General features: G+C 72.3%; 11 protein-coding genes. 3 read left to right on the forward strand and 8 right to left on the reverse strand.

The features are described from left to right. Positions 1–231: 231 nt before the first annotated feature. Both argH and ACZ5WG_RS33340 read right to left on the reverse strand, forming a co-directional pair. On the reverse strand, positions 232–1662 hold the full coding sequence (gene argH, locus ACZ5WG_RS33335; protein WP_468728117.1) for an argininosuccinate lyase: 1431 nt from the start codon (positions 1660–1662) through the stop codon (positions 232–234). 99 nt (positions 1663–1761) lie between these two features. Next, positions 1762–2955, reverse strand: coding sequence for an argininosuccinate synthase (locus tag ACZ5WG_RS33340; RefSeq protein WP_468728118.1), 1194 nt, complete (start codon positions 2953–2955; stop codon positions 1762–1764). A gap of 181 nt (positions 2956–3136) precedes the next feature. Between ACZ5WG_RS33340 and ACZ5WG_RS33345 the strand changes: the two genes are divergently transcribed. The 3 genes from ACZ5WG_RS33345 to ACZ5WG_RS33355 are packed head-to-tail and all read left to right on the forward strand — an operon-like array spanning position 3137 to position 6068. Continuing rightward, on the forward strand, positions 3137–4747 hold the full coding sequence (locus ACZ5WG_RS33345) for a hypothetical protein (RefSeq protein WP_468728119.1): 1611 nt from the start codon (positions 3137–3139) through the stop codon (positions 4745–4747). A gap of 43 nt (positions 4748–4790) precedes the next feature. Then, positions 4791–5366 carry a pyridoxamine 5'-phosphate oxidase family protein gene (locus ACZ5WG_RS33350; RefSeq protein ID WP_468728121.1) on the forward strand — a complete coding sequence of 192 codons (576 nt, stop codon included), beginning with the start codon at positions 4791–4793 and terminating at the stop codon, positions 5364–5366. Positions 5367–5372: 6 nt separating this feature from the next. After that, positions 5373–6068, forward strand: coding sequence for a L,D-transpeptidase family protein (locus ACZ5WG_RS33355; protein WP_468728360.1), 696 nt, complete (start codon positions 5373–5375; stop codon positions 6066–6068). 6 nt (positions 6069–6074) lie between these two features. Here the strand turns inward: ACZ5WG_RS33355 and ACZ5WG_RS33360 are convergent, their stop codons facing one another. The 6 genes from ACZ5WG_RS33360 to argC form a co-directional block, all read right to left on the reverse strand. Then, complete coding sequence (locus ACZ5WG_RS33360) at positions 6075–7019, reverse strand: hypothetical protein (protein WP_468728122.1); 945 nt, start codon at positions 7017–7019, stop codon at positions 6075–6077. A 68-nt stretch (positions 7020–7087) separates the two neighbouring features. Beyond that, positions 7088–7651 carry an arginine repressor gene (locus tag ACZ5WG_RS33365; RefSeq protein WP_468728124.1) on the reverse strand — a complete coding sequence of 188 codons (564 nt, stop codon included), beginning with the start codon at positions 7649–7651 and terminating at the stop codon, positions 7088–7090. Positions 7652–7658: 7 nt separating this feature from the next. Beyond that, a complete protein-coding gene (locus tag ACZ5WG_RS33370; protein ID WP_468728125.1) occupies positions 7659–8888 on the reverse strand; it encodes an acetylornithine transaminase in 1230 nt (409 codons plus the stop codon). Continuing rightward, entirely contained in the window at positions 8885–9823 is a 939-nt protein-coding gene (gene argB, locus ACZ5WG_RS33375) for an acetylglutamate kinase (protein ID WP_266630902.1), read from the reverse strand. The genes ACZ5WG_RS33370 and argB overlap by 4 nt, the downstream gene beginning before the upstream one ends. Then, complete coding sequence (gene argJ / locus ACZ5WG_RS33380) at positions 9820–10980, reverse strand: bifunctional glutamate N-acetyltransferase/amino-acid acetyltransferase ArgJ (RefSeq protein ID WP_468728126.1); 1161 nt, start codon at positions 10978–10980, stop codon at positions 9820–9822. Before argJ ends, argB begins: the two co-directional genes overlap by 4 nt. Next, the gene (gene argC, locus ACZ5WG_RS33385) at positions 10977–12005 is read right to left on the reverse strand and encodes an N-acetyl-gamma-glutamyl-phosphate reductase (protein WP_468728128.1); all 1029 of its coding nucleotides are present in this window, start codon (positions 12003–12005) and stop codon (positions 10977–10979) included. The genes argJ and argC overlap by 4 nt, the downstream gene beginning before the upstream one ends. Positions 12006–12231: the final 226 nt, after the last annotated feature.

Raw genomic sequence — 12231 nt, forward strand, 5'->3', positions numbered from 1 at the left:
AGTTGGGGAGAAGGGGCGGGGGGGGGAGAGTGCCCCAAAAAAAAGAAAAAACGGAGCAGCGGGGGGGGGGAAGCGAGGAGGAAAAGGAGAGGGGGGGGGTCCCCCCCCCCCTGCCCCCCCCCCCCCCCTCCGGGCATCCCGCGGCGTGCGGACGTACAAGGCCCGGACCCCGGAGGGCCTACGGGCGTGCGGGCCGCAAGGCCGCGGACGTACGGGGGCAGCGCCGTGCGGCTACTGCTTGTGGGTCGCCCAGGCGTGCTGGATGACCAGGTCCGCCTTCAGCTCCGCGAGCTGCTTGGCGACCGCCGAGGGGGCGGTGCCGCCCCGGCCGTTGCGCGAGGCGAGGGCGCCGGGCACGTTGAGGACCGTACGGACCTCCGGCGTCAGGTGCTCCGAGATCTTCGCGAACTGCTCTTCCGTGAGCTCGTCCAGCTCGATCCCCAGCCCCTCGCACTCCTTCACGCACTCGCCGGCCACCTCGTGCGCCACCCGGAACGGCACGCCCTGCTTGACCAGCCACTCCGCGATGTCCGTGGCGAGCGAGAACCCGGCCGGAGCGAGCTCCTCCATCCGCTCCCGGTTGACCGTGAGGGTGGCCATCATCCCGGTGAAGGCCGGGAGCAGGACCTCGAGGGTGTCGCAGGAGTCGAAGACCGGCTCCTTGTCCTCCTGCAGGTCGCGGTTGTACGCCAGCGGCAGCGCCTTGAGGGTGGCCAGCAGGCCCGTCAGGTTGCCGATGAGCCGGCCCGACTTGCCGCGCGCCAGCTCCGCGATGTCGGGGTTCTTCTTCTGCGGCATGATCGACGACCCGGTCGAGAAGGCGTCGTGCAGGGTCACGAAGGAGAACTCCTTCGTGTTCCAGATGATGATCTCCTCCGCGATCCGGGACAGGTTGATCCCGATCATCGCGGTGATGAAGGCGAACTCGGCGACGAAGTCGCGGGATGCCGTGCCGTCGATCGAGTTGCCGACCGAGCCGCGCTCGAAGCCCAGGTCGGCGGCGACCGCCTCCGGGTCCAGCCCCAGCGAGGAGCCGGCCAGTGCGCCGGAGCCGTACGGGGAGACCGCGGTCCGGGTGTCCCACTGCCGCAGCCGCTCCGCGTCCCGGGACAGCGACTGCACGTGGGCCAGTACGTGGTGCGCGAAGAGCACCGGCTGCGCGTGCTGGAGGTGGGTCCGGCCGGGCATGGCCACGTCGTGGTGCGTCTCGGCGAGGCCGACCAGTGCGTCCTGCAGCTCCGCGATCAGGCCGCCGACGATCCGGGCGTGGTCGCGCAGGTACATCCGGAAGAGGGTGGCCACCTGGTCGTTGCGGGACCGGCCGGCGCGCAGCTTGCCGCCGAGGTCGGCGCCGAGCCGCTCCAACAGGCCCCGCTCCAGGGCCGTGTGGACGTCCTCGTCGGCGATGGTGCCGGTGAAGGAGCCGTCGGCGACGTCGGCTTCGAGCTGGTCGAGGCCGGCGATCATGCGGTCGAGCTCGTCCGCCGTGAGCAGGCCCGCCTTGGCGAGGACCCGGGCGTGGGCGCGGGATCCTGCGATGTCGTACGGCGCGAGGCGCCAGTCGAAGTGGACCGACGCGGACAGCTTGGCGAGGGCCTCGGCCGGGCCGTCGGCGAACCGGCCGCCCCAGAGCCGGACGTCACCACCGTTGTTGCTGCTCACAGCTACTGCTCCTCAAGACTGCATGTACATGGGCTTCGGATGTGAAACTGCCTCCCCGCCGCGGAGGAAACGGGGAGGCAGTCGGGTACTGCTGGTCCGTCAGGCGAGGTCGCGGCGCGCCGCGATCTTCGCCGAGAGGCCGAAGATCTCGATGAACCCCTGCGCCTTGGACTGGTCGAAGGTGTCGCCGGAGTCGTAGGTCGCGAGGTTGAAGTCGTACAGCGACTCGTGCGACTTGCGGCCGGTGACGACTCCGCGGCCGCCGTGCAGGGTCATCCGGATGTCACCGGTGACGTGCTGGTTGGCCTCGTTGATGAAACCGTCCAGGGCCCGCTTGAGCGGGGAGAACCACAGGCCGTCGTAGACCAGCTCGCCCCAGCGCTGCTCGACCTGCCGCTTGTAGCGGGCCAGTTCGCGCTCGACGGTGACGTTCTCCAGCTCCTGGTGCGCCGTGATCAGTGCGATCGCGCCGGGGGCCTCGTAGACCTCCCGGGACTTGATGCCCACGAGGCGGTCCTCGACGATGTCGATCCGGCCGATGCCCTGGGCGCCGGCCCGCTCGTTGAGCTGCTGGATCGCCTGGAGCACGGTGACGGGCCTGCCGTCGACGGCGACCGGGACGCCCGCCTTGAAGGAGATGACGACCTCGTCGGCCTCTCGCGGCTCGGCCGGGTCGGCCGTGTACGCGTAGATGTCCTCGATCGGTGCGTTCCAGATGTCCTCGAGGAAGCCGGTCTCGACGGCGCGCCCGAAGACGTTCTGGTCGATGGAGTACGGGGACTTCTTGGTGGTCGCGATCGGGAGGTCCTTGGCCTCGCAGAAGGCGATGGCCTTGTCCCGGGTCATGGCGTAGTCGCGGACCGGGGCTATGCAGGTGAGGTCGGGGCCGAGGGCGGCGATGCCGGCCTCGAAGCGGACCTGGTCGTTGCCCTTGCCGGTGCAGCCGTGGGCGACGGTCGAGGCGCCGTGCTTGTGGGCGGCGGCGACCAGGTGCTTGACGATGACCGGCCGGGAGAGGGCCGAGACCAGCGGGTAGCGGTCCATGTAGAGGGCGTTCGCCTTGATCGCCGGGAGGCAGTACTCATCGGCGAATTCGTCCTTGGCGTCCGCGACCTCGGCCTCGACGGCACCGCAGGCGAGCGCGCGCTTGCGGATGACGTCCAGGTCCTCGCCGCCCTGGCCGACGTCCACCGCGACGGCGATGACCTCGGCGCCCGTCTCCTCGGCGATCCAGCCGATGGCGACGGAGGTGTCCAGACCGCCTGAGTAGGCGAGTACAACGCGCTCGGTCACGGGCTTCTCCTTACACGCTGCGTCTCTTGCACGGTGCATCCTCGTAGGCATAACTATGCAGTAGCCCGTATGTTTCGTCAATCGAGTCCGTCGTCGCGCCGCTGACCAGCCCGGATATCAGGAGCGGGGATCGCGAGCGGCCGCCTACGATCAGCAGGCACGTTGATTCGGGGGAGGGCGCATGCAGCTCATACGGCAGGACATCGCACGGGGGCACGACGCGGCGCTGGCGCTGATGCGGAGCGCGGACACCCGGGTTTCCGACGTGACACGGGTGCTGCTGCTGCGCCCGGACACCGACGTGTTCACCGAAAGGTTCCTCTGGCACCAGCCGGAATCCTGGATCGCCTTCGACGAGGAGGTGCGGCGCCTGGCCTCCCGCTCGTACGAGCCCCTGCACAGCGACCGGATCGAGGCCCGGCTGTGCCACCCCGACGGGCAGGTCCGGGCCGCCGCCCTCGCTGCCTGGCGCAACCCGCCGCTCCTGCTCGTCCTGATCCGGTGCGCCGACTGGGTTCCGGCGGTGCGGGAGCGCGCCCGGCGGGTGCTCGGCAGGATCGTGGCCAAGAACCCCGAGCCCATGCTGATGGCCCTCTTCCCTCTCGCCCTGCGACTGGGGCGGCGCGAGCACGGCGCCTGGGCGGTGGCGCAGCTGGAGGCCGCCCTGAGCGGCCGGTACTCCCTCCTCGCCGCATGGTGGCGCCCCGGGCGGCCCTCGACGACGTGGAGCTGGAGCTCCCTGACCCCGGAGCAGCGCGCCCGCATCCTGGACCACCTCGGCGAGACGGTGGACCTGCCGACCCGGCGGTTCGTCGCCCGCCTCACCCTCGCCGACGGCCGGCTCGGCGTGCGGGAGCTCGCCCGGCGGGCCGCCGCGGAACAGGACCCGGCGACGGGCCGGCTGTGGACCGACGCCGCCCTCGCGATGGCCGCCGACGGACCGGACGACGAGGCGGTCGACACCCTGCTCGGCAGCCGCGTCCCGATGGTCCGGGCCGCCGGGGTCACCGCCCTGCGCCGGGCCGGCCGGGCGGCGGAGGCCTACCGGCACCTCGCCGACCGGTCCGCTCTCGTACGGGCCTGCGCGCGCTGGCTGCTGCGCCAGGACGGCGGCGACCCGTACGCGCACTACCGCGGGCTCGTCACGGACCCCGAGCGCGTCAGCCGGTACGCGGTGGACGGGTTCTCCGAGTGCGCCCCGCGAGCCGACGCGCCGCTGCTGAGCCCGCTGCTGAAGCATCCCGTCGACGCGGTACGGGCCGCCGCCCTGGCCGGGCTGCGCCGGATGGACGCCACCCCCGACGACGCGGCACTGCTCCCGCTGCTGGACGACGGTTCGGCGTCGGTGGCCCGCGAGGCCGCGCTCTGCCTGCGCCCCGTGGCCCGGCGGCTGGACTCCGCCTGGCTGGCGGCCCGTACCGCCCCCGACCGGCGTCTGCACAACCGGCGCGCCGCGTTCCGCGTGTTGCAGGCCCAGGGGGGAATCGCCGCGCTGCGGGCCGCGGTGGCCCTGTCGACGGACCGCGACCCGGGCCTGCGCCGGCTCGCGGCGGACACGGTGGAAGCGTGGAACTGGCTCCACTCCCTGCAGGAGGGACAGGCGGAGCGCACGGAGCTCGGCGCGCTGCTGGCGGCGTCGGCGTACGTGCTCCCCGTCCGCCGGCTGCGGTGGTGGCGCACCCGCCTGGGCCTGCAGGAGAACGACTGCGCAGAACTGGACGCGCTGCTCACGAGGTCGCCGCACGACGAGGACCGGCGGCTGTGGCGTGCCCGTCGCGAGCTGTGGGAGTGAAATTCCCCGGCCTGAACCGGCCGTTCTGGCCGATAATCGGATCATGGGAAAGCTCTACGAACGCATAGACGGCCGGCTCCGCAAGTTCATCGAGGAGCAGCCGGTCTTCTTCACCGCGACCGCACCACTGGCTGGTGACGGCCACGTCAACCTGTCCCCCAAGGGCCGCGCGGGAACGCTCGTCGTCATCGACGAGCAGACCCTCGCCTACCTCGACTTCGGCGGCAGCGGCGCCGAGACCATCGCCCACGTCCGCGAGAACGGCCGGATCACCCTGATGTGGTGCGCGTTCAGCGGCCCGCCCAACATCGTGCGCATCCACGGGGAGGGCGAGGCGGTCTTCCGCGACGACCCCCGCTGGGGTGAGCTGATGGGCCTGTTCGGGGAGGCCGACGGGCCCGGGGCACGGGCGATCATCCTCGTCCACGCCCGCCGCATCGCGGACGTGTGCGGGTACGCCGTCCCCTTCATGGAGTACCAGGGCGAGCGCACCCTCCACGCGGAGTACTTCGGCCGCAAGACGGACGAGGAGTTCGGCCAGTACTGCGAGAAGAAGGTCGCAGTGAGCCTCGACGGCCTGCCTGCGCTGCCCGTGCCCCTTCCGCCCCGTACTGTCTGACATGTGCTGCGTACCGCTCTCGTCACCGGCTCACTGATCGTCACCAGCCTGCTCCCGCAGGGCCCGTACGGGTCCGCGCCGCTGCCGGCCCGTCTCGCCGACACCGGCGGCGGCAGCCAGCTGATCACCGCCGTCGCGCCCGCGCCCGGAGCCACCACGGGGCGGGTGACCTGGTGGGACCGGTGGGCGGGCCGCTGGTTCGAAGCCGGCAGCGTCGAGGCGCGCTTCGGCGCGAACGGCCTGACCGAGGGTGCGACCCGTACCCAGGGCACGAACACGACGCCGACGGGCCTGTACGACCTCCCGTACGCGTTCGGCATCAAGCGCGCACCCGCCGGGACGGAGGTCCGCTACCGGAACGTCACGGACCGCTCCTGGTGGTGCCAGGACAACGCCTCGGTCAGCTACAACCGCTGGGTGGAGCCGCTGCCCGCGGACTGCGCCCCGGGCGAGGCGGAGCACCTGGTCGCGTACGAGGAGCAGTACGCCCATGCGCTGGTCATCGGCTTCAACTACGACCGGCCGGTGCACGGCCGGGGCGCGGGCATCTTCCTGCACGTCAACGGCAAGGGGGCGACGGCCGGTTGCGTGTCCGTGCCGGAGCGGGCGATGCGCGCGATCCTGCGCTGGGCCGATCCGCGCCGCCGGCCGCACATCGCGATCGGCACACAGGAGGGGGCCCTCGCCGTGACCCGCTACTAAGGCCGCTCAGCGAGGGTGCGGGATCCCGGGCGGCGAAAGGGGCTCATCGGCGGCCTCGGCGGCCTCCTCGTCGGCCTCCTCGTCGGCGGCCACATACCGGTACGCGTCCGGACCCAGGTCCCAGTGTTCCTCCGGGTCGAGTCCGCCCCACTCTCCGAGGTCCTCGTCCTCGTCCCAACCCCCGTCGAGGCCGCGCCAGCGGGTCCGGTCCCCCTTGCTCAGGAGCAACCGGCGCCGCTGCTCCCCGTCCAGCGCGGCCTGTGCGGGATGCGTCTCTTCGCGCAGGCGTTCGTCCAGTGGGTTCCTGCCGGCCGTACGGTCCCGGATCCTGTTCGCCACCGCCTCGGCCCGCCAGAGCGCCGCCAGGCACAGGGTGGTCACCACCGTCGCGCCCCATTCCAGGACGCCCTGATGGTGGGCTTCCAGGACCACTATGCCTGCACCGGCCCAGACCATCAGCAGCAGCACGAGGCCCGTGCAGCCGCAGCAGGACCGGACGGAGCCGTCCGCGGGCTGTGGCATCCGGGGTATCTCCGGCAGGCGGGCGTCCTGCTCGGCGCGGTGGGCGGCGGTCGCCTCCCGGTACGCCTCGTCGCCCCGCTCGATCCAGCCGAGCGAGACCGGCGCCGGATCGTGCCGGCGTACGGCGGCCAGCAGGGCGGCCGGCACCGGGTGCGCCGGTGTGCGGCTGGGCTCGTGTCCGGCGCCGGCGAGCCACACCGCACCCTCGGCGTCGACGTCGACGTACCGGTCGAGCAGCAGCTCGGCGGCCGCGGCCTCGGTCGCCTCGTTCTTCAGCGAGGCGGCGTGGTACGGGTCCAGGTCCAGCGCGGCGACGAGCGCGACGGCCTCCCGGTGGATCCGGGCCCCGCGCCGGCCCCGCAGACCGATGACCGCGTACACGGCGGCGGTGACGGCCGATACGACTGCGGACAAGGCGAGTTCATGCACGCCCCGAGGCTACGTGCGCCGGCGCCGGACCCGACATCGGATTTCCCGGGAGCGGGGACCGGTGCGGCTCAGCCCTCCTTCTGCGCCAGGCGCAGCAGATGGTCCGCGAGGGCCTGGCCGCCGGACGGGTCGCGGCTGATCAGCATCAACGTGTCGTCACCGGCGATCGTGCCCAGGATCTCGCGGAGTTCGGCCTGGTCGATCGCTGAAGCGAGGAACTGGGCCGCCCCCGGCGGGGTGCGCAGGACGACGAGGTTCGCGGAGGCCTCCGCCGAGATCAGCAGCTCCCCGGAGAGGCGCCGCATGCGCTCCTCCTTCGCCGACTCGCCGAGCGGGGCCTGCGGGGTGCGGAAACCGCCCTCGCTGGGCACCGCGTAGATCAGCTCGCCGCCGGTGTTGCGGATCTTCACCGCGCCCAGCTCGTCGAGGTCGCGGGAGAGCGTCGCCTGGGTGACGCTCAGCCCGTCGTCGGCGAGCAGTTTGGCCAGCTGGCTCTGCGAGCGGACCGGCTGCCGGTTGAGGATGTCCACGATCCGGCGGTGGCGGGCGGTGCGGGTCTGCGGAACGGACGGGCCGCCCCCGGTCTCGGTCCGGGGGGAGCCCCACTCCTCGTGGTCCTGCGCGTGGCTCATCGTCGTCTCATTCCCCGGTGTGTCCGTCCCCGTTGGCTGCGTCGAGGATGCCGGGCAGGGCCCGGACGAACGCGTCCGCCTCGGCCTCGGAGAGTACGTACGGCGGCATGAGCCGTACGACGTCGGGGGCGGGCGCGTTGACCAGGAAGCCGGCATCTTGGGCCGCCTGCTGCACCTGCGGTGCGAGCGGTCCGGTCAGCACGATACCCAGGAGAAGGCCCTCACCACGGACATGGGAGACCAGCGGGTGCCCGGCAGCCTCGATTCCGGAGCGCAGCCGCTCCCCCCGCGCCTTGACCCGGTCGAGCAGGCCGTCGGCGGCGATGGTGTCGATGACGGCGAGGCCGGCGGCGCACGCGACGGGGTTCCCGCCGAACGTGGTGCCGTGCTGGCCGGGCTGGAGCAGGTCCGCGGCGGGCCCGAAGACGGCGACGGCGCCGATCGGCAGACCGCCGCCCAGCCCCTTCGCGAGCGTGACGAGATCGGGCTCCACGCCCTCGTGGGCCTGGTGCTCGAACCAGTGGCCGCAGCGCCCGATGCCGGTCTGCACCTCGTCGAGGACGAGCAGGGTGCCGGTGGCCCGGGTGATCTCCCGGGCGGCCGTCAGGTAACCGGCCGGGGGCACGACGACACCGTTCTCGCCCTGGACCGGCTCGATGACCACCAGCGCGGTCTCTTCGGTGACGGCAGCTCGCAGGGCTTCCGCGTCGCCGTACGGGACGTGCGTGACATCGCCGGGCAGCGGCAGGAACGGGGCCTGCTTCTTGGGCTGGCCGGTGAGCGCGAGGGCGCCCATGGTCCGGCCGTGGAAGCCCCCGTCGGTGGCGACCATGTGGGTCCGCCCGGTCAGCCGGCCGATCTTGAAGGCGGCCTCGACGGCCTCGGCTCCGGAGTTGCAGAAGAAAATCCGGCCGTGGCGCCCGAACAGCTGGAGCAGCCGCTCGCCGAGCGCGAGGACCGGCTCGGAGGCGTAGAGGTTGGAGACGTGGCCGAGGGTGGAGATCTGCCGGGTCACGGCTTCGACGATCGCCGGGTGGGCGTGGCCGAGCGCATTGACCGCGATTCCGCCGACGAAGTCGGTGTACTGCCTGCCGTCCGCGTCCCAGACCTGCGCGCCCTCGCCGCGTACGAGGGCCAGCGCGGGGGTGCCGTAGTTGTTGGTCAGCGTGTCCTGCCAGCGGGCGCCGTACCGCTGATTGCCGGTCCCCTGGCCGCCGGTCTCCTGATGTCCCGTCATGTGCGCACCCCTCCCTGTGCGTCGGGCACGACCATCGTGCCGATTCCCTCGTCGGTGAAGATCTCCAGCAGGATGGAGTGCGGGACCCGCCCGTCGATCACGCGGGCCGTGCTCACGCCGCCGCGGACGGCGTGCAGGCAGCCCTCCATCTTGGGCACCATGCCGCTGGACAGCTCGGGCAGCAGCTTCTCCAGCTCGCTGACGGTGAGCCGGCTGATGACCTCGTCGCTGTTGGGCCAGTCCGCGTAGAGGCCCTCGACGTCGGTGAGCACCATCAGCGTCTCGGCGCCCAGCGCGGCGGCGAGCGCCGCCGCCGCCGTGTCGGCGTTCACGTTGTACACGTGGTGGTCGTCGGCGCTGCGCGCGATGGAGGAGATGACCGGGATCCGGCCGTCCGCCAGCAGCGCCTCGATCGCGCCCGTGTCGATGGCGGTGATCTCGCCGACCCGGCCGATGTCGACGAGCTCGCCGTCGATCTCCGGGGTGTGCCGGGTCGCGGTGATGGTGTGGGCGTCCTCGCCGGTCATGCCGACGGCGAGCGGCCCGTGCTCGTTGAGCAGCCCGACCAGCTCGCGCTGGACCTGCCCCGCCAGGACCATCCGTACGACGTCCATGGCCTCGGGGGTCGTCACGCGCAGGCCGGCCTTGAACTCGCTGACCAGGCCCTGCTTGTCGAGCTGGGCGTTGATCTGGGGGCCGCCGCCGTGCACCACGACCGGCTTGAGGCCGGCCTGCCGCAGGAAGACCACGTCCTGGGCGAAGGCGGCCTTGAGGTCCTCGTCGATCATGGCGTTGCCGCCGAACTTGATGACGACGACCTTCCCGTTGTGACGGGTGAGCCAGGGCAGGGCCTCGATGAGGATCTGCGCCTTCGGCAGCGCGGTGTGCTTGCGGGCGGTTCCGGTGCCGGGCTGCCCGGCCTTCTCGTCGCTCATGAGCTGTAGGCGCTGTTCTCGTGGACGTACTCGGCGGTCAGGTCGTTGGCCCAGATCACGGCGGACTCGGAGCCGGTCGCCAGGTCGGCGGTGATGCGGACCTCGCGCTCCTTCATGGAGACCAGGTCGCGGTCCTCGCCGACCGAGCCGTTCTTGCAGACCCAGACGCCGTTGATGGCCACGTTCAGCCGGTCCGGGTCGAAGGCGGCCCGGGTGGTGCCGATGGCGGAGAGCACCCGGCCCCAGTTGGGGTCCTCGCCGTGGATGGCGCACTTGAGCAGGTTGTTGCGGGCGATGGACCGGCCGACCTCGACCGCGTCGCCTTCGGTGAGCGCGCCGACGACCTCGATGCGGATGTCCTTGCTGGCGCCCTCGGCGTCGCCGATCAGCTGGCGGGCGAGGTCGTCGCAGACGGTCCGTACGGCCTCCGCGAAGGCCTCGTACGCCGGCACCTGGCCGGAGGCCCCGGAGGCGAGCAGCAGCACCGTGTCGTTGGTGGACATGCAGCCGTCGGAGTCGACCCGGTCGAAGGTGGTGCGGGTGGCGGAGCGCAGCGCCTTGTCGAGGGTGCCGCTGTCCACGTCGGCGTCGGTGGTGAGGACGACGAGCATGGTGGCCAGGCCCGGGGCGAGCATGCCCGCACCCTTGGCCATGCCGCCGACGGTCCAGCCGTCCTGCGTGGTGACGGTGGCCGTCTTGTGCACGGTGTCGGTGGTCTTGATGGCGATGGCGGCGGCCTCGCCGCCGTCCTCGGAGAGCGCCGCGACGGCGGTGTCGATGCCGGGGAGCAGCTTGTCCATGGGGAGCAGGACGCCGATCAGGCCGGTGGACGCGACGGCGACCTCGCCGGCGTTGTGCTCGCCGCCCAGCGCCTCGGCCACCTTCTCAGCGGTGGCGTGGGTGTCCTGGAAACCCTTGGGGCCGGTGCAGGCGTTGGCGCCGCCGGAGTTGAGGACGACCGCGCTGACGGTGGCGCCGCGCATGACCTGCTCGGACCAGAGCACGGGCGCGGCTTTGACGCGGTTGGAGGTGAAGACGCCCGCTGCGGCCAGCCGCGGCCCGTGGTTGACCACGAGGGCCAGGTCCGGGTTGCCGTTCGCCTTGATCCCGGCCGCGACGCCCGCGGCCGTGAACCCCTGTGCTGCCGTAACGCTCACGGCGCGACTCCGATCGTGGAAAGCCCGAGTTCTTCGGGGAGCCCGAGGGCGATGTTCATGCTCTGCACCGCGCCACCGGCGGTGCCCTTCGTGAGGTTGTCGATGGCGCTGATCGCGATGATCCGCTGTGCGGACTCGTCGTACGCGACCTGGATCTGAACGGCGTTGGAACCGTGGACGGACGAGGTCGCCGGCCACTGGCCCGCGGGCAGCAGGTGGACGAAGGGCTCGTCCGCGTACGCCTTCTCGTACGCGGCGCGCACCGCGTCGGCGGTGGTGCCGGGCAGGGCCTTGGCGGAGCAGGTGGCCAGGATGCCGCGCGGCATCGGCACGAGGGTCGGTGTGAAGGAGACGGAGACCTTCTGCCCGGCGATCGGGCTGAGGTTCTGCACCATCTCCGGGGTGTGCCGGTGCCCGCCGCCCACCCCGTACGGGCTCACCGAGCCCATGACCTCGGAGCCGAGCAGGTGCGGCTTGAGCGCCTTGCCGGCGCCCGAGGTGCCGGTGGCGGCGACGATCACGGCCTCCGGCTCGGCCAGCTGCGCGGCGTAGGCCGGGAACAGGGCGAGGGAGACGGCGGTCGGGAAGCACCCGGGAACCGCGATGCGCTTGGACCCCTCCAGCGCGGCGCGGCAACCGGGCAGCTCGGGGAGCCCGTAGGGCCAGGTGCCGGCGTGCGGGGCGCCGTAGAACGCGTCCCAGTCGGCGGAGTCCTTGAGCCGGTGGTCGGCGCCCATGTCGATGACGAGGACGTCCTCGCCGAGCTGGGCGGCGACGGCGGCGGACTGCCCGTGGGGCAGGGCCAGGAAGACGACATCGTGGCCGGCGAGGACCTCGGGCGTGGTCGCCTCCAGGGTCCGGCCCGCGAGCGGCACGAGGTGCGGCTGGAGGGTGCCGAGGAGCTGCCCGGCGTTGGAGTTGCCGGTCAGCGCGCCGATCTCCACCTCGGGGTGGGAGAGCAGCAGGCGCAGGACCTCTCCGCCCGCGTACCCGCTCGCTCCGGCCACCGCTACACGTACCACCATCGGACCCTCCTCCTCGATGGCATGACTATACGTACCGCCGCACTTTTATGCAAAGCCCGCCGGGATCTGAATGGAGCAGGCTCAGTGGTGCCCCGGGCCGCGGGGGCCGAGGGTGGGTGAGGACCCGCCGATACCGGCGTCCGCCGGCCCCCCGGCCCCCCGGCCCGCCCAGAGGGAGGACTGCACCGTGAAGCCTTCGTCCGGGGATGCCGAGGCCGTCGTCGCG

It is taken from the genome of Streptomyces sp. NPDC032745 (assembly GCF_055579465.1).